Origin of the sequence: Luteibacter sp., assembly GCF_036500425.1 — a bacterium.
In the GTDB taxonomy this organism is placed as follows: domain Bacteria; phylum Pseudomonadota; class Gammaproteobacteria; order Xanthomonadales; family Rhodanobacteraceae; genus Luteibacter.
In genome coordinates, this window is record NZ_DASYCB010000022.1 from 63,648 (window position 1) to 81,813 (window position 18,166).

At 61.3% G+C, this 18,166-nt stretch carries 15 protein-coding genes and 1 pseudogene; 7 read left to right on the top strand and 9 right to left on the bottom strand.

Annotated features, from left to right (window positions below):
• Positions 1–5 precede the first annotated feature (5 nt).
• Positions 6–509: a helix-turn-helix domain-containing protein gene (locus VGN46_RS05660; RefSeq protein WP_331641701.1), complete on the bottom strand. Its 504-nt coding sequence runs from the start codon at positions 507–509 to the stop codon at positions 6–8.
• Positions 510–622: 113 nt separating this feature from the next.
• On the opposite strand from VGN46_RS05660, the gene VGN46_RS05665 reads away from it, so the two are divergent.
• Positions 623–2,167 (top strand): S41 family peptidase, encoded by a 1,545-nt coding sequence (locus VGN46_RS05665; RefSeq protein WP_331641537.1) that lies wholly within the window; start codon positions 623–625, stop codon positions 2,165–2,167.
• Here the strand turns inward: VGN46_RS05665 and VGN46_RS05670 are convergent.
• Both VGN46_RS05670 and VGN46_RS05675 read right to left on the bottom strand, forming a co-directional pair.
• The gene (locus VGN46_RS05670) at positions 2,115–2,639 is read right to left on the bottom strand and encodes a hypothetical protein (RefSeq protein ID WP_331641539.1); all 525 of its coding nucleotides are present in this window, start codon (positions 2,637–2,639) and stop codon (positions 2,115–2,117) included. The two genes, VGN46_RS05665 and VGN46_RS05670, sit on opposite strands and share 53 nt — an antisense overlap.
• A gap of 79 nt (positions 2,640–2,718) precedes the next feature.
• Positions 2,719–3,039 (bottom strand): annotated as a pseudogene (locus VGN46_RS05675) (alkene reductase); the annotation flags it as partial.
• 81 nt (positions 3,040–3,120) lie between these two features.
• Here VGN46_RS05675 and VGN46_RS05680 point away from each other — a divergent pair.
• From VGN46_RS05680 to VGN46_RS05695, 4 genes are all read left to right on the top strand, one after another.
• On the top strand, positions 3,121–3,492 hold the full coding sequence (locus VGN46_RS05680) for a helix-turn-helix domain-containing protein (protein ID WP_331641541.1): 372 nt from the start codon (positions 3,121–3,123) through the stop codon (positions 3,490–3,492).
• 221 nt (positions 3,493–3,713) lie between these two features.
• Positions 3,714–6,413, top strand: a complete 2,700-nt coding sequence (locus tag VGN46_RS05685; RefSeq protein WP_331641543.1) for a hypothetical protein — start codon at positions 3,714–3,716, stop codon at positions 6,411–6,413.
• A gap of 10 nt (positions 6,414–6,423) precedes the next feature.
• Positions 6,424–7,356 carry a hypothetical protein gene (locus VGN46_RS05690; protein ID WP_331641546.1) on the top strand — a complete coding sequence of 311 codons (933 nt, stop codon included), beginning with the start codon at positions 6,424–6,426 and terminating at the stop codon, positions 7,354–7,356.
• Positions 7,357–7,494: 138 nt separating this feature from the next.
• Positions 7,495–8,715 carry a PQQ-dependent sugar dehydrogenase gene (locus VGN46_RS05695; RefSeq protein ID WP_331641548.1) on the top strand — a complete coding sequence of 407 codons (1,221 nt, stop codon included), beginning with the start codon at positions 7,495–7,497 and terminating at the stop codon, positions 8,713–8,715.
• 74 nt (positions 8,716–8,789) lie between these two features.
• Here the strand turns inward: VGN46_RS05695 and VGN46_RS05700 are convergent, their stop codons facing one another.
• From VGN46_RS05700 to VGN46_RS05715, 4 genes are all read right to left on the bottom strand, one after another.
• The gene (locus VGN46_RS05700; protein ID WP_331641550.1) at positions 8,790–11,768 is read right to left on the bottom strand and encodes a TonB-dependent receptor plug domain-containing protein; all 2,979 of its coding nucleotides are present in this window, start codon (positions 11,766–11,768) and stop codon (positions 8,790–8,792) included.
• 255 nt (positions 11,769–12,023) lie between these two features.
• On the bottom strand, positions 12,024–12,998 hold the full coding sequence (locus VGN46_RS05705) for a sialidase family protein (protein ID WP_331641552.1): 975 nt from the start codon (positions 12,996–12,998) through the stop codon (positions 12,024–12,026).
• 77 nt (positions 12,999–13,075) lie between these two features.
• Entirely contained in the window at positions 13,076–13,576 is a 501-nt protein-coding gene (locus VGN46_RS05710; RefSeq protein WP_331641554.1) for a GNAT family N-acetyltransferase, read from the bottom strand.
• A 42-nt stretch (positions 13,577–13,618) separates the two neighbouring features.
• On the bottom strand, positions 13,619–14,530 hold the full coding sequence (locus VGN46_RS05715; RefSeq protein ID WP_331641556.1) for a LysR substrate-binding domain-containing protein: 912 nt from the start codon (positions 14,528–14,530) through the stop codon (positions 13,619–13,621).
• Between the two features lie 174 nt (positions 14,531–14,704).
• Between VGN46_RS05715 and VGN46_RS05720 the strand changes: the two genes are divergently transcribed.
• Both VGN46_RS05720 and VGN46_RS05725 read left to right on the top strand, forming a co-directional pair.
• Positions 14,705–15,271 carry a DUF4865 family protein gene (locus tag VGN46_RS05720; protein WP_331641558.1) on the top strand — a complete coding sequence of 189 codons (567 nt, stop codon included), beginning with the start codon at positions 14,705–14,707 and terminating at the stop codon, positions 15,269–15,271.
• Between the two features lie 18 nt (positions 15,272–15,289).
• Entirely contained in the window at positions 15,290–15,670 is a 381-nt protein-coding gene (locus VGN46_RS05725) for a tautomerase family protein (protein ID WP_331641560.1), read from the top strand.
• A gap of 42 nt (positions 15,671–15,712) precedes the next feature.
• Here the strand turns inward: VGN46_RS05725 and VGN46_RS05730 are convergent, their stop codons facing one another.
• Positions 15,713–17,290, bottom strand: coding sequence for an SDR family NAD(P)-dependent oxidoreductase (locus tag VGN46_RS05730; RefSeq protein WP_414675228.1), 1,578 nt, complete (start codon positions 17,288–17,290; stop codon positions 15,713–15,715).
• A 45-nt stretch (positions 17,291–17,335) separates the two neighbouring features.
• The gene (locus tag VGN46_RS05735; protein ID WP_331641562.1) at positions 17,336–18,073 is read right to left on the bottom strand and encodes an AraC family transcriptional regulator; all 738 of its coding nucleotides are present in this window, start codon (positions 18,071–18,073) and stop codon (positions 17,336–17,338) included.
• Between the last annotated feature and the right edge of the window lie 93 nt (positions 18,074–18,166).

Below are 18,166 nucleotides of genomic sequence, written 5' to 3' on the forward strand. Positions count from 1 at the left end.
ACACTTCACCAGACTGTGCAACGAAAGAAGCGCATCACGTCACGACCACGGTTCTCAAACACGTGCACTTGATCGCTGGCAAACAGATGCCCCGTCTGCGTGAGCTCGACCTTCTTCCCTGCACACGTCAACGTCAGCACGCCCGACACCACGAACAACATCACGTGCCAGCCCTCAGGATCCGCTCCCGCCTCGTAACGTTCCCCAGGCTGAAGCACCCACTCCCAGGTCTCCGCTTCACGACGCGCGTCGACGCTCCAGCGCAGGATGCCCTCCCCGCCCTTCTCCCCTTCCCAGCCCAGCTGATTCCGTACCACACTGCGCCGCCCCGACGAATCGGCCACGAGTTCCGACAGCGTGGTGTCCAGGGCCACCGCGATCCGGTCGAGGGTGGCGGTGCTCAGGCTGGTCGTCCCGTTTTCGATGGCCCCGATCATGCGCAGGCTGATACCTGAGGCTTCGGCGAGCGTTCGCTGGCTGACGCCAGCCCGCTTGCGTGCTTGCCTCACATTGGTGGCGACATGGACAAGGAATGATGGCGTGGCTTGACTAGGCAAAATTTTGCCTCTCTACTATATGGCAATATATTGCTTATACCGGAATCGCCTGCATGCCGCCATCGATGCGTTGGGTCATGGTCTTTCTATATGGGATCGGCAGCATCGGCGCTGCGAGTGCCGCGCCCCCTCCGACCACGGCGCTTACGGCCTCACAGGCACAGGAAGACCTCGACCTGGCCGTGAAGGCGCTCGAAGCAGCGCTCCCCGCGCTCTACTGGCATCAGACGCCTGGCGAGTGGAGGCAGGCCAAGGCAATGGCCCGGCAACGGGCTGCGCAGGCAGGGAACAGTGAGGACCTCTGGCGGGCATTAATGCCGCTTCTGGCCCAGATCGGCGAGGGTCATCTCAGCCTCACACCCAGCGACGCGATGGTCCAGAACGAGCGCACGAACGGATTGCTTCTTCCGCTCTCCGTGCTTTGGAACGCCTCAGGGGCGTACGTAGTGGGTAGGTATGGGGATGCGGCCGACATCCCGCGTGGGACACGTATCCTCGCGATCAACGAACGCAGTACAGCTCTCCTCGAGAAGGACCTGATGTACGCGGCGACACGCGATGGACAGATCCGCACAGGCGTTCTCCGTGAGGCGTCGGGTAGCAACTATGGCCACCTCCTCTACCTGATGACCGGCTCACACGCGCAATTTCGTCTTCAGCTGAAGACCGTCGATGGACGCATTGTGAACCGCGATGTCCACGGGGCGCCGCCATCGGCACGCCACGATCCTATCGTCGCGGAAACCCCAGCCGTGGCCTCGTTGGCATGGTTGGATCCCGATACCGCTTACTTGAATGTCCCGACATTCAGCAATCGACGTTACCGTGAGGCAGGAGCGGATTTCCACGCGACCCTTCAGCGCATCTTCGACGAACTGCACACTAAGGGCGCGCGAAACCTCATTCTCGACCTGCGGGAGAACGGCGGCGGCTCCGAACCGAATGAAAGCATCCTGTTCTCCTACCTCGTCGCCGAGCCGCTGCAGAAATACGCCGCCGTCGAAGCAAACGCCAGGCACCTCTCCGTATACGACGCCAGCGGCCGGCGCTATGAAACGGACGTCTTCGACGACGACGAGATGAAAATGCAGCGAGTCCTGCCCAAGGGACGCCTTATAAGACGCGATATCCCACCCGAAGGGCTGATGACCACGTGGACCGCCTCATCGCCGGTCTTTCACGGCCGCCTTGTGGTCCTCGCGGGCGGAAACACATTTTCTGGGGGCGCCGAGCTGGCATCCATGCTTTACCACGTTCACCGCGGCGTGTTTGTAGGCGAAGAAGTCGGTGGCACCCACGAAGGCAACACCAGCGGCTACCGGTGGTCGCTGACCCTGCCGAACAGCGGCATGACAGTCAGGATCCCTTTGCTTCAGTTCCGCTTCGCATGGGCCGGACTGCCGCGCGACCGCGGCGTCCGGCCCGACTGTGAAGCGCCCCCGAGTGCGGAAGAGTACGGATTGCAGAAGGATGCGGCGTGGCGTATCGCCCGGAACATCGCCCGTGGGTTGACCGACGTTCACTGCGCGGGAAACGTACAGGCTCGCCGCGCGCGCCTCAGTCTGTCGCCGCTACCGCCTGCTCCTCTTCCCAACGAGGGAAGTCCGTGAAGCCCACCGGGCCGCGACGGGTGTAGTACGTCGAACGATCGGCGACGGCGAGCGGCCAGCCGTTCCGTAGACGCTCCACCAGGTCGGGGTTCGCAATGTACGGGCGGCCGAAGGCGATCAGGTCGACCAGACCGGTATCAAGCGCTTCCTGGGCAGCTTCGCGGGTCGTAAAGCCCCCGCACCAGATGATCGTGCCGGGGAATATCGCGCGAATCTTCGCGAGTACGGCGTGCTCGATGTGCGCCTTTTCGAACGTGGCGCTTTCCATGTTTCCCGCCAGCATCAGCTCATAGAGAAGATGGATGTAGGCGACGCCGCGCTGACCCAGCTCACGCGCAAGGTATAACAGCGTTTCCTCGACATCGGGATCCGCCGGCATCGAGTTGAAGATGCCGAAGGGGGAAAGGCGAACGCCGACGCGCCCCAGACCGAGCACACGCACCGCCTCGTCGACGGTCTCCTTGCTCGTCATGGGCAAACACGTCAGAGGTCTCAGCCGGTTGTTCGGTCACGCCCCAGGGCGCCTCGCCGTTGGGCATGAGCGACGGATGAGCCATGCGGCCAACGTGCCAGATCTGCATGAAGATCGTGCCGCCGTTGCGATGGACTTCGTCGGTTACCCGCCGCCAGCCCTGTTTCTGCGCTTCGTTGTAGATACCCGGCGTCATCGCGTATCCGTTACTGGACGGAAGCACGTCTGCGACCTCACTGACGATCAGGCCTGCACTGGCGCGCTGTCCGTAATAGGTGGCGATGAGCGCATTCGGGATGTCGCCTACGTCAGTCCGTGTACGTGTCATCGGGGGCATGACGATGCGATTTTTTAACGGAACGGTGCCACCGACTACATGCGAATCAAAGAGGTTTACCATACGCTTATCTCCGATCAGGAATGATCAAAAGATAGGTTCGGGTCACCATGCATTCCACACACTTTTTGGTAAGTAGTCGCCATGAAGATCAACAAGAGACTGCCAGGCCTTGCGCTTGACCGCACGTTGGCCATTCTCTCCGGACGCTGGAAAGCGAACATTCTTCATGCGCTCCTCGACGGAGCACAGCGCACCCGAGAGCTCGACAAACGCATCATCGGCATCTCGCAGAAGGTGCTGATCGAGCAACTTCGCGTACTTGAGGAACACGGGTTGGTGAGCCGGCAACCTAGCAGTGACGACCGGCAAGGGATCGAATATCGGCTCACTCCGTTCGGCGAAAGCCTACGGCCGGTGCTGAAGGCATTGGATGAGTGGGGAATGCATCATGCCGAGGCATCGCACGAGGGGGACAGGCTTCTGCCGTGTGAGGCGGTGGTCCGGGAACGGTAGAGACCGGGTCTTGCTGCCACACGTAGGGCGAGACGTAGCCGTATTCGGCAAATGCAACGCACGCGAATCACCACGCGATTACTCGATCGAGTTAGGACGTCTGAGGTATGGGCGAGCGGCTGCCGCTGTAAATAGACTGTGCGCCGCGGGCCCTATGTGGCCCGTGTCATTCCGCACGTCAGGGGCCACGCCGACACGCATCCAGGATGGGAGGATTTGCCATGCCCGCGTCCCGAACGAATTATCTGTCTTCGTCGTTGGCCGATCTCGAACGTGAGCTTCCGCCGCCGGTCCATTGGGAGCATGTATCGAGCCTCGGTTACGGCCTCGCGCGATCGGCAAGCGCAGGCACCAGGCTGGCGTCGTTTGAGCGATTCCTTTGGGCCATCACGGGACCGCTCCGGAAACTGGATGCGCTGCATGAGCTGGCGTTGTCGGCGCTGGCGGGAAACCCGGACGCGGTGCGGGCAGCTTCGTGCGCACTAGACCAGTTAGCACGACGCGCCATGCAGCGCGATTTACTCATACACGGCAAGGTTACGGCATGCGCGGTCGAACCCGCATGCGGTTGCGCGCACCTCCCGTCGCGCGATTCCGCACCTCTCGAAAGCCCGGACGGGCGAAGCCATGTCGATGAACCCACGCTCTTGAACGAGCTGGGGCTATCCGGCCTGCTGCTCGCGGCCGCAAGACTTCACCGGCATTCACCTCATCTGGATAGCACGCTGAATGCCGTCATGGATCTGGTGAATTCCGCCGGGCTTGCCGCGGAACTGTTCAAGGCACTCGTACGCGCGGGTGACGAGGCGCTCGCCCCTGTGTTGGCGCAAAGGCTCGCTTCCCTGCCCCAGGAGGCACTGCAATCGCTGGATGAGGCCATGCGCCCGATGTCGATGACCATGGACCTCGATTTTGGTACGGACGTTCCGGGACTACCTGGTCTGCCAGGCGTAGATCAGCTGTTCCCGAAGAAGGATATCGACAACATACTCGCGACGTTGCGCGGGAAGAAACGCTTTGATCCGGACCATCTGTTGGACCCGAATTTCGTCGTACACCGCTCATACGATTATGTGGACTACTGGAATCTTCCCTTCTTCCGCTGTGTCCGGCACGCCAAGGAGATGCTCGCCGATCGCGCAAAGATCCCGCCGCCGAACCCACCGGTGCCCGTGACCTGGGCGCTCGGGATCTCGAGCATAACAGCCAGTCATGCATGTGCAGGTGCCACGGTAGTGATTCGCGGTACCCATTTGAGTATTCCGGGTGCCGTACTCCTCGTGCCGTTTGCGGATGGTTGTCATGTGGTGCCCGTGGACGCAGGGCGCTGGACCGACTCGACGATCACGTTCACGCTCCCCGCAGGCGCTATCAGCGGCCCCGTCGGATTCGGCGACGGAGCTTACATAAAGGCTTACGACGTATGGGCGGATCAGCAGAACCAGCTGGCCGATCAGATTCGAGCGCTGAATTGCCTCTTTCCCGACATGCCCTGGGTTTCGCCCTTCCGGCAGTGCCCGCCCGATCTGGGTGTCAATCACATACAAGCCGGGGCGGCGATCATCGATGCGTTCACGGCCAACGGCGCGGGCCTGCTCGTGCTTGAAAGCGATGCGCCCGTCACGCTCGCCTGGGTCGTGAGGAACGCCATCGAGGTCCGGATCAGCCAGATAGGAACGCTCGGGCCGTTTCCCGGAGGCTTCTCGGATATCGTGAATCCTGTCGGCACTTCACTGGCACTGGGTAATGTGACCGCAGGAAGCCCTTCGGTTTTCACGTATCGGCTGGTAGCTCGCGGACCTTGCGGGGAGGCGACCCAGGACGTGCAAGTGGTTGTGAGCCGACGGCCAAAGCTGTCCATCCAGGGTATCGAGATCACCCAGGGCATTCAGACCATTCCCGCTTCCCTGCCCTACGTGGTCGGGAAACCGATCGTGGTGCGAGTGACGGTTCGGCACGGCCTGAATGGGTGGGCAGACGACACGGTGCCCCACGTGGTGGGTCGTCTTAGAGTGCGCTACACCGCCGGAGGAGGCTCGGCCTGGTTCGACGCCGCCAATGGCTCGTTCCCCATGGCTCCTAATCCCGGAACCAGCATCACTGTGCGACCCCATCCGCAACGTAGCCGTACTGACGACACGTTGAACTTCCTGGTGCCGCTCATTTACAGCACCAATCTGCCGTGTCTATACGCTATCGAGGTACGCGTTTCGGGGTTTGGAGCCATCGGTCCGTTTGCCGGGTTCGATGATCAGGTCGCCGTGTTGAGCGACGTGTGCACGTTCGAAACGCGCAAGGCTCTGGATGTCCGCTATGGGATGGTGAATTTCAACAACCAGGGTGCACCCACGGCGGCCCAATGTGTTTCTGTCATCAACGCCGGCGTGGCCCTCCTACCGACGCCTGCGCCTCATATCTCCGCGCTTCCCATGGGAGTGCGCATGGCGTCGGGTGGGGGCTCCCCTGGCAAGGATAAGTTCATTGGCGGCAAGCAGGCCTTCATCGATCAGGTGGATGATGAACATAACTGTTCGTTCCTTGAGTCTTTCATGCCGTTCATGGATTGCCCGGACGACGACGGCGCGTATTGGGCATTCATTACCGGCGCAGCCACCAGTATCGGCGGCCTTGCCTCGGATATCCCTGGAAATTGCCTGCTTTCCGATCAGACGACGGTCATTTTTGCCCATGAGATGGCGCACTGTCTCAACCAGCGTCATGTGAATACCTGCGGAGCGAGCGGCGGTGATTCAGCGAGCGCATGGAACAACGGGTACCTCAACGATTTCGCGTTCGACCCATCGGCCAATACGGTGGTCGTTGATGCGACGGGGCGCACCACCGAGCTCATGACGTACTGTAACGGCCGCTGGCCGGCCCCGCAGCGCTGGGATGCCTTGTTCAACTACATCGGCCCGTGAGGTAGGCGCCATGCGAGATATCACCTTTCTTCTGCTTACCGGTGTGCTGGACCGCGCCGGCACCTTCACCCTCCGTCGTGCGCAGACGGCCCTGACCGTACGCGCGTGGCCACACGTCACGGCGTCGCAACTGCGATTGGAGTCGCTGGATGCCGAGCACCATGTCATTGCCAGCGAGGAGGCGGAGCTCCGGCCGCGCACGACGTGTTCGGCGGCGGATAGCGATGACTGGCGCGTATATGCGGCCATCGCCCTCAGGGATGACGCGGCCAGTATCCAGCTGGTCTGGAATGAACGCGTGATCTGGTCGAGGACCCTTCCTGAGCCGCCGACATTGGAACTGCTTGAACTGAAGACGTTCCATCGCAAGGAGCGACAGGTATCGCTTCGAATGGATTTTAGCGCTCCTGAAGATGAGGCCTGGATGGCTGTAATCTACCAGTGGGGTACGCAGCGCATGCATCGCATGGTCTATGTGGGCGAACCTTTGCGCACGATGCAGCTCGGCCTGAACGATATGCCGGGAGGTGATGAGTGCGTGATTCGTATCGCTTACAGCAACGGCCTGCGCTCGGCGACAGTGAACTCAGAGCCTTTCAGCATGCCGCCGCTGGGGCCGCGCCTCGACATCCTGAAACCTGCCGATGGCGCCAGGGTGCGCTTCGGTGTGCCGGTTGAACTTCAGGCCTCCATCCTGGACGAAGAGCGGGTGGGTGGTGCGCGCCCCGGTGATCTGGTCTGGTGGGTCGATGGCAAGGTCATAGCCTCGGGGCATTCCGCGTGCACAAGCCTGCTGGGGATCGGAAACCATGAGATCCGCGTCGAGTACGGTGCTCCTGTTGAAGCCCGCGCTGTGGTTCGCGTCGCGGTCGAACGGGTGGGTGATGCGCCCATCGCCGATGAATGGCGCGATTGGAATCCGGTACTTGGGCGGCCTGCGTAGTAGCGTGTGGCACGACCTCGGTCACCGATTCGGCGAAAATCCGGGCTCGTGGCGTGCAGGTGTGCGAATAGCGGTAGCGTCCAACCTATCCGGGGCCCTAGCATACGACGGATATCTCCGACGCGAGGAACCACGCGAATGAAGAAGCTGGCCAACGGTGTCTTGCTCGCCGCCCTGCTGACAAGCGCCGCCCATGCGCAAACCAATGCGGGTGATCAGAAGTCCGATTCCGATCTCCCTTTCAATATCACGCAAGTGGCTACCTTCGATTTGCCTTGGCGCATCGCCTTCTTGCCCGATAGCCGCATGCTGATCACCGAGAAGGTCGGCCGCCTCCAGCTTGTGACGCCCCAGGGCGCCAAGACCGAGGTCCAGGGTGTGCCGGCCAGCGATTTCGAAGGCCAGAACGGCATGCTGGGTGTCTTCCTTTCGCCCCACTACGCCACCGACCACAACGTGTACCTCACGTACAACGAGCCTGGTGATTACGGCAGCGGCCTGGCCCTGGGCCGGGGGAAGCTCGTGCTGGATGGCGACAAGCCGCGGCTGGAGAACTTCCAGGTGCTGTGGCGCCAGTTGCCGACCGGCAAAGGCGGCCAGTCCGGTGCCCAGATCGCCTTCTCACCGGACGGTAAGTATCTGTTCCTCACTGTCGGCGATCGCCAGCGCTTTACCCCCGCGCAGGATCCGGATCAGCCGGAAGGCAAGATTCTGCGGCTTACACTGGACGGCAAACCCGCACCGGGCAATCCGTGGGCCGGAAAGGAAGGTGCCCACACCATTCCACTGATCGACCCGGCCAAGGACACCGAGGCCGCCAAAACGGCGCCGGTAGTCAGCACCTATACCTTCCCGGGACCCAACCTGACACCCGCTGAAACCTGGGCCACTGGCGTGCGCACACCGTATGGCCTTGCCTTCGGTCCCGATGGTCGCCTTTGGGAAGTTGAACACGGCCCGCGTGGGGGCGACGAGCTGAATCTGATCCAGCGTGGCAAGAATTACGGTTGGCCCCTGGTGTCGTACGGCATGAACTATGACGGTGTACCCATTGCAACCCCGGATTCGCGGCCTGATCTCGTCAAGCCGGTGATCTATTGGGTACCGGTGATCGCACCAGGCAATCTCATGTTCTACAAGGGCAACCTGTTCCCACACTGGAAAGGCAGCGCCTTGATCAGCGGCCTCGTCAGCATGGGCATGACCCGCGTGACGTTCGACGGCAAGGGCGGCGCCACCGCGGTCCAGCGCTGGAGCATCGGCAAACGCATCCGTGACATCGAAGAGGCCCCGGATGGCTCGCTCTGGATGCTGCAGGATGCGCAGCCTGGTGGCCTGTTCCGTCTGACGCCGAAGTAACCTCGAGATCAGGTCCGCAAGACGGGTTGGCCTTTTCGACATCGGGCCAACCCGTATCGCGGTCGAGCGTCCTATTAGTTCAGCTTGTAATCAAACGTCATAAAGATCTCCCGACCGTTGTACTCATCCGCGGTCTGCCCCGTCGTAACGAACTCAAAGCCACCGGCGTAATAAGGAATCGCCCCGACCTTATTGAAGATGTTCGACACGGTGAGCTTCAAATGCGTATCGGGATTGATCTGCAGGCCCACCGAGCCGTTCCAGGTAATCCACACCGGCGTCCTGCCCCTATACGTCGTGTCGCTGACGGTGACCTGATTACCATCCTGCGTGACCTGGCAGATGCCGGTCGGGTGTGTCTCGCCCCCATCAGCATAGGTGACCATGCCAGGCTGGATGCCATTCGGCAGCACATCGCAGCCGTTGTAGTTGGGCGCGCGCATGCTCCCCTCGCGGACACCCGAGATCGATACGTTCCACGGCCCCTTGGTCCAGTCACCGATCCAGGTGACCCGGCTCGCTACGTTCTGATAACGCGTGTTCTGCAATTCATCAGACGCAAGCACACGCTGCTTGTACGAAAGGTTGTCCGTATAGTTGATGCCAGCACGGAAGTTGCCCCAATGATCCGTGTGGAACTTGTAATCCAAAGAGGCATCGATACCGCCGACGTACAGTGAGGCCTCGTTGATCGGCCCGGAACGCACGGAGAGGACCTGGCCGGTCGCATCACGCGTCACCATCTGGGTCACCATGTTGCAGTACGCCGAGCCCGCCACGTGTGCCGTATAGGGTGAAAGGCCGGAGGTACCGTTTGGTTTGACGCCCGTGAGGCAACCGGCCTCGTCGTTCAGCACGGTGTTCTGGTCGAGGTACTGGATGGCATTGTCCACGCCCATGTGCCAGTAATCGGCGGACACAGACAGGCCCTGTACGCCCGGGATCTGCCATACGAAACCGTAGGTCCATGAGTGGCCGGTCTGCGGCAACAGCAGGCGGCTGCCGTTGGTGTACAGCGTGTAGTACTGCGAGCTCGGCCGCTGGACCTGGTTGCACCAGGTGTTATTGCTCTGGCCGCTCTTGATCGCGTTTATGCACTGCAAGGGATCGATGTAATCACCCACCGGCGAGGTGGAGCCGGTCAGGTAAATGGCCTGCATGTCCGGCGCCTTGAAGTTGGTGCCGTAGCTGCCGCGGAGCAGAAGGCCGTCATACGGCCGCCATTCGATACCGGAACCCCAGGTCCGGGCGACGTCGGCGCTGCTCGCGTCGTTGTATTTGTCGAGGCGGCCGGAGATGGTCCAGGTCACGGTATCGAGCACAGGCACGCGGAACTCGGTACCCAGCGAATAGCGCTGACGGGTGCCGCCACCGGTGAGATATGCACCAAACGGATTCTGGAACGTGCTCGGGTCAGTAGCGCGAATGTCCGGCGAGAGTTTGAAGCCGTTGTGTGCCGCTTCCAGCACCGCCGCCCAGCCCACTGACTCATCCACCCAGGGGAACTTGAACAGATCGCCGTTAAGGCGGAACTGCGCCTGGTTTAGCCAAGACGATGAGGTGTTCTCGCCGTTCACCGCGAACTGGCTGTACTGCTGCGGCGTGATGGGGTTCCACCACTGCTGCCAGTTCATGGCGTAAATGGGCAAGCCATCGGCCGTGGTGCCCTGCTGCTGGCCAAGGAAGAAGTTATTCATGCCCTGCGCGTTGTAGCCGGTGAAGTCCTCGCGCACGATGTACTTCTGGCTGTTGAGGTTCAGGTCCCAGTTGAACCTGCCGTCGAACACAGTGCCGCGCAAGCCGGTCTGCAGGTTCCAGTTCTTCTCGCGATCGTGGGTATTGGCCGACGTGCCCATCTCCGTCGCCGTCAGCTGGCGGATGGCCTGATTGATGACCTGGCCGGTGGTCTGGTCGTAGAACTTACCCGTGCCGTAGGCATTCAACTGGGTGTTGGAAATACCGACCGTCTGGTAGAGGGCCGCCGAACCGTAGAGCTGCAACCCGTTGTCGAAGTCGTACTCGCCGGACACGTAACCATTATTGCTGCGGCTACCGGGCGTCAGTACCCAGTTCTGGAACAGGGCTGGCTGTGAACAGTAATAACCGTTGTTCGTCACGCCAGAGATTTGCGTGCCATTGGTGGTGACGGTGTGCGACTGGCTCAATTGCGAGTTGGTGAATTTCCCACAGGTGCCCGATGGCGGCGTGATGTACTGGCCGTTGCCGTTCATCGCGGAAAGAGCCACGGCGCTGGCCGCATCGTACTGGTAGCCAAACATGCGTGCAGCCGGGCCCCAGGCGCCATAACCGGCATCGGACACGGAATCCTGGTACGGACGATCCATGCCCCACAGGGCCGTACGGTTTGACTTTTCCAGGTTGTAGAGGACATGCCAGTTGCTGCCGGACTTGCCACCGAAAAAGTTGATGTCGCCATACGCGCGACCACCGCGTGTGGCGCCACCACCGGTCACTTCCAGGTTGTCGCCCTGGTAGTTCTTCTTCAGGATCACGTTCACCACGCCGGCGACCGCGTCCGATCCGTAAATCGATGAGGCGCCGGAGGCGAGGACTTCGACATGGTCGATCATGCCGATGGGGAGGTTGTTGTAGTTCTGGAAGTTGTTCTGTTTGTTCAACGGCTGTGGATAATCCACGACGCGGTGGCCATCGATCATCAACAGGCTGAAGCCGGGGCCCAGGCCGCGGAGGTTGACCGAGCGCGCATTGACCGAGCTGGATCCCCATGCGGCGGAATCCGAAATCTGCTGGCCCACCTGCGGTAGCGAATCGAGGAATTCCCACAGGGTGGTATAACCCTGCTGCTTGATCTGCTCGGCCGTGATGCTGATCACCGGCGCGGGGCCCTCGACCTCCACGCGCGGAATCATTGAACCGGTGACCGTGACCTCCTTGAGCTGCACCGCCTTGTCGGGGGTGCCGGGAGGCGGGGCGTTTTCAGGCGTCGCCGACTGCGCGTAAACCTGCGGAGCCAAAAGCGCGAGTGCAATGGAACTGGCGATAATTCCGCGTCGTAAACGAATGCTATTCATTAATGATCCTCCCCCCACGGGAGTTCTCGAACGGATGAGTGTTGTGCAGCCTGCTCGCTACCCCTAAGCCCCGGCCCCGCCTATTCGCAAGAAAATGCGATATGAGGCAGGGAGATGCATATACGAACGCGAAGTTCACATATGTAGGTACGGTTTATAAGCCGAATTAAGATCGATGCAAGTTGCGTCGCACCAAGCATTAGCCGCGGTTCAGGAACTCACGGTCAAGTCCGCATGCAAATCGCATACTGGCTTTCAGAAACCTTTCGATGGCGCGGTCAATTTCGTGGGGTCGATAACGACATGTCGCATTTTTTTTCGCTCCCACGTATAGAAAACATGGACGCGACCATCCCGCGCTTGAATAACCGCGGGGTACGAGTACTCCTTACCCGGTTTATCTTCGAGCGTCAGCACCCTCTTCCATTGAATGCCATCCTCACTAATAGCGACCGCCAGGGTGCCCCGGCCATCCCACCAGTTTTTGCCAGGTTGGCCCGGGTTGTAGACCAACAGGTAGCGATCATCCGCGAGCGATACCGCGTCGATGCCTGAATTGGGATTTTCGACGTCCAACAAACGCATCGGCGACCAATGGCGCCCGCCATCCACGGAGCGGGTCTGAAAGAGCTTGCCTTGGCGGGTGCGCCCGATCGCTTCCAACTCACCGTGCGGCCTGACGAGCACACTGGGTTGAATGGCGTCGATGCCACTCGCTGCTACATCGCCGCTCCTCGACCATGTCTTGCCATCATCGCTGGAGCGCTCGAAATGAATATGCCAGCCACCCTCTTCCGTGCTGGAAGGACTAACGATGGTCCCATCGGCGAGTTGGACCGGCTTGTTCTTGATCGGCCCAAGGATGCCCGGCGGCAAGCGGCGCGGTGCGGTCCAATGCAGACCGTCGTCGCGGGAGGTCATGAGCATGCCCCACCAATGCGACGGATCGGGGCCAATCTTGTAGAAAAGCATCAACGTGCCAGACGCGGATTGAAACAGGACGGGGTTCCATGTCGGCAGGCGCTGTCCGTTGTCTTGCATCCCATTTGCGACTTCACGTGGTGGTAACCAGCGTCCCTCGACGTATCGCGCCACCCAGATGCCGACGCTGGGGTCACGCTCCTCTTTTCCACCGAACCAGGCTGCAACGAGCCCATGCCCGGTCTCCACGATCGTTCCTGCATGACTCTGCGGCGTGGGGGCGGGGTCGGCGACGAATTCGCTGGTCACGACAGGCGTCTCACTACCGAACACTGAGAAAGGTATGGTTAGAAGAAGCGAACAGCCCCAAACGCGCCAACCAGAAATCATGAGCGCTCCCGCACATACTTCCCGATAACCTTTCCATACAAGGACGTCTCCTCCTTGTAGGCCAGGCCAAGGCGCTCAGCGACACGGATCGATGACGTGTTGCCTTCGGAAATCAGCGCATGCACGCTCGGCTCGCGACGCACGGTGAACGCGTGATCCACCATCGCCGCCGCCGCTTCACCAGCAATGCCCTTACCCCAAAAGGCCCGATAGGTATTCCAGCCAATCTCCATGTCGGACGACTGCTCGCGGAAAAATGCGCCGACGGTGCCGACGACCTGCCCTGTTTCGCGCAGCTCCACCGCCCACCAGCCGGCGCCATGGAGTAGCCAAAGGCCGGCATGCGATCCGAAGATCCGCCAGGCCGTCTGACGATCCTTTACCGACAGATGCACCATGCTCTCGGCATCCGCGGTGTGTTCAGCGAATGCGTCAAAGTCCTCGGGGCGGTAAGCGCGCAGCAGAAGGCGTTCGGTCTGGAGGATCGGTACAGACATGGCAAAAGCATGGGTCATGGAATGGACAGCCTCGGTTAGGCGTTATGCCGGTGAATAGTCGCCGCCTGGAAGACCGAGTTTCCCCAGTGCTTCTCCCAGTCGTTCCTTGATAAGCAACGCAAGCCGCTCCGCCGCAACGTTCTTCTCAGCGCCGCTCGTGTAGAGGGCAAGTCCCAATGTGGGTAGCGCCGGTAAATCATGCTGCCCAGCGTCCAGCACCTGCAATTCGGCCGGTAACCCCAGCTCCGTCCGGACGCTCAGGCCCCACCCCGCCTTCACCGCCGCCCACGTGCCGGCAAGGCTTGGACTGGTAAAAGCGATGCGCCATGGGCGGCTCGCATAATCAAGCGCGTCGATGGCCGCCGATCGCATCATGCAGGGCGCGTCAAGCACGACCAGCGGCATGGGCTCATTCGCGTCGGGCAAGGGTGAGTCCTTGGCGGTAATCCAACGCATCGGCAGCGTGGTGATGTGCTCCGCGTGGATGGAACTGGCCTCGGTCTGCCAGGCCAGGGCCAGGTCGAGGCGGCCGGTCTTCAGGCCATCCAGCAGTTCGGCATTGCGTGCCAGCTGCACTTCGATCTGCAGGCGCGGGTGGGCCCGGCGGAAAAGCCCCAGGACATCGGGCAGCACACTCTCGCCAAAGTCCTCTTGAAGACCAAGCCGCACGCGGCCGGCGAGTTGGGCGCCCTGCATCGCACTGGCCGCTTCGTCGTTCAGATCGAGCAGGCGGCGGCCATAGGCGAGCATGATTTCGCCGGATTCGGTCAGGGCCAGACCCCTCCCCGCCTTTCGTAAAAGAGGTGCATCTACCTGATCTTCAAGACGTTTCAGCTGTGCACTGACCGCCGACGTCGACCGGCCCAGCCGTTCGGCCGCCTTGACGAAGCTCCCCAACTCGACGCCAGTGACGAAGCTGCGAATGACATCGAGATCGAAGGTAAGCCGGCCCATATAGACAGTCCTGATTTTCGGGATCGTCGATCAATTACTTTCAAATTTTCAGAACGATCATCCGGAGCTAAGCTGGTTTCGTCAAGCCGTTACACCGGAGCCATTTATGACGTATCGATCGCTTACCTGCGTACTGCGTTGTGTCACCACGGCGAACTTGCCGGGGGCTGAGACATGATGGCCATGCAATATCGCATCGGGCTTCCGGCCGACTACGACATGGCGATTATCCGCCGACGTATTGCCGAGCGTGGCCATCTCACCGACACGCTCGACGGGCTGGCCTTCAAGGCGTACCTGCATGCCAACAGCGACCCGACCCGTGTGGGCAGCCAGAGCGCTTATGCACCCTTCTATCTGTGGCGAAAGCCCGAAGGTATGAGTGCCTTCCTGAGCGGCCCCGGCTTCGCTGGCGTCGTGGCGTCGTTCGGCCGGCCGGTGGTGCACCTATGGTCGGTATGGCAAGCGGAGTGGAACGATGACCTCTCGCTTGTCACCCATGCGACGCAGGAAACGGCCACGATTTCGCCGCATGCCTCCCTTGACGACGTGCGCAAGACCGAGCACGCGCTCGCTCAGGCCGCGCGCGACGAAGGCGCAGAGGCTGTCGTCTCCGCGTTCGATCCCACCCGCTGGACGCTGATGCGCTTCGCCCTTTGGCGTAGCGCGAAGCGTGCCGACGGCATGCTGCTCGGCGATGCCTATGCCGTCGGTCACCTTTCCCAACCGCCCTACGTTTGATCACCCTGAGGACAAACCATGCCCCTCGTACGTATCGCCTTGCGCCGTGGCAAATCGGCTGCCCACATCAAGGCCATCCGCGATGGCGTCTATGCCGCCATGCACGAAAGTTTCGAGGTGCCGGAGGGCGACCGCTTCATCCTGGTCAGCCAGTACGACGCCGATGAATTCGATTACGACCCGTCCTACCTGGGTATCGAGCGAAGCGACGATCTGGTGATTGTGCAGATGACCTGCAACAACACCCGTGGCGTCCCGCAGAAGAAAGCGTTCTACGCGGCGGTCGTCGAGAACCTGAAGGCCAATCCGGGGGTCCGCCCGGAAGATGTCCTCATCAACCTCGTTGAGGTGGTCAAGGAAAACTGGTCGTTCGGAAACGGTATCGCGCAGTACGCCTGAAGCCGCTGGGCCATCGAATCGGAACGATGTCGACTGACTGGCTTACCAGTCAGTCGGTCGATAATCCTTCAGGAACTGCCCCCAGACGTGTTCGCCGGTGTTGATGCCGTTGATGATCGGATCGACGATGCGCGCGGCACCGTCAACGATGTCCAGCGGCGGGTGGAAACGTTCTTCCAGCACTTTCTTCGCGGCAAGGTCCGCCGGATCCTCGTCGGTCACCCAGCCGGTGTCGACGCTGTTCATGTGGATGCCGTCGTTGTAGTAATCCGTCGCCGAGGTGCGCGTCATCATGTTGAGCGCGGCCTTGGCCATGTTGGTGTGTGGATGCCGGGTGGTCTTGAAATTCCGGTAGAACTGCCCCTCCATCGCCGACACGTTGACGATGTGCTTGTCGCGCTCGGGGGTGCGCAGCATGAGCGGCTTCAATCGCGCGTTGATGATGAACGGCGCGATCGCATTGACCAACTGCACCTCCAGCAACTCAACCGATGAGACTTCGGCCATGAGCAAGCGCCACGAATTACGCTCACGCAGGTCGATCTGCTGCAGGTCCTGGTCGAGCTTGCCCTCGGGGAACAGATGGCTCTGTGCCAGCATCTCTTCCGGTAGCAGCGGCAGCTGCGAGAGTTCGGCAGCGCGGACCAGACCAGGCAGATCCGTAGCGCGGTTGGCGATCGGGTTCGCCGCAACGCTCGCATCGGGCAGGATGTTGGAGCCGCGCAGGCCTTCGTAGTGACCGACCAGTTTACGCACGTGCTCGGGCATGTCGTGCAGCGCGGCCCTCTCGCCATCCATCATGTGCGCGTAGAAATCCGGCGGGCGACGCACGGTCTGGCAAGCGTTATTGATGATGAAATCCAGACGCGGCCGGGTAGCGACCAGTTCCTGGCAGAACGCTTCGACGCTGGGCGTGTGGCGTAGATCAAGTCCGTAGACTTGCAGGCGATGTCCCCATTCGCCGAAATCCGGCTCCTCGGCGTACCGTGCTGCCGAGTCGCGCGGGAAGCGCGTGGTGACGATCAGTTCCGCACCCGCGCGCAGCAGCTTCAGGCCGGCTTGATAACCGATCTTGACGCGACCGCCGGTCAGCAGCGCGACGCGACCACGCAGGTCGACCAGTTCCGTGCGCTTGGCATAATTGAACGTGGCGCAGTCTGGGCACATCTGGTCGTAGAAGAAATGGATTGACGTGTATTTCTTCTTGCAAACGTAGCAGTGCTTGGGCTCGATCGACTCGCGCGGTTGCGTGGCGTCGGCATCGGGGCCAATGTCGTTCGCCTCGAAACCCTCTGGAGCAAACACATTCGGCGTGGTGAAGACCGGTTTGCGGCGCAGTGCGCGGATACCGGTCTGGTTGAGAACGGTGTCCTCGGCCTGGATCTTCGAGGCATGCCGGGCCTTCTGGGCTGCCTTGAGCCGGATCCGGCGCTCGCCTGGGTCGGGGTGATAGACCTGCGCCACCGCCTGGTACAGGCGCTGGCGGTCATCGGCTGGCACGTCGTCCAGCAACAGGCGGTCGGCCGCGACCGATTCAAGCAGTTGCACCGCGGAACGCAGGCGCTCCAACAGTGGGGTATCGGTGTCGTTAGACAGTGGCGTGGTCATAGTCAAGAGCATCATCCGTATCGGGCATCGCACATAGCAAGCGGCCTATTTTGCCCGTTATGGCGGTGTCGTGGGGATTACGCCGTGAAGTTCCGCGCTCAGCACCATGGCGCGGTAGTCGCTCGGCGTCATGCCGACGGTCGCCTTGAACTGGCGCGCGAACGCGCTCTGGTCGACGAAGCCGCAGGCCATGCCGATGGAGGCGACGCTGCCGTCACCGCTCAGTAAGCGCATGGCTGCCTCGATGCGTAGCTTCGTGAGTACCTGTTGCGGTGTCAGCTGGAACACGCGACGGAAATGGCGTTCGAGCTGGGCCACCGACAGGCCAGCGAGCTGGGCAAGTGCAGGGATCCGTACACCATCGCCATAGTGCACCTGCATGTGCGCGAACACTCGGCGTAGACGTTCATACGTCGGATGTCGACCATCAGGAAGGCCCAGGTCCCGCGAAATGCCGATCACACCGCGGATCTCGCCGCGCGACGATACCAGCGGCCGCTTGCAGGTCAGGCACCAGCCCGGCGTGCGGCTGTTGAAAATGTGCACCTCGAGCTGATTTTCGATCAGCTCGCCAGTCAGCACGCGCCGATCCTGCGCGGCGTAAGAACCACCCATCATCACCGGGAAGAGTTCGGTCACGTCCTTACCTATCACGTCGCTGCGACGCTTTAAGCCCAACCGGCGGACAAGGGTCAGGTTGGCATGGGTGTAGCGGCCGTCGGTGTCCTTCACGAAGAACACGACATCGGGCAATACATCGAACAACGGCTCAAGCTCATCGGCGGAAATCTTCATGGCCGCGCGGTCCTCCTGGGCTGTGGCAACGTGTGATGACGACACACCGGATATGCCGCAACGCATCATAAACGGCACGGAACGGGTTGTTGC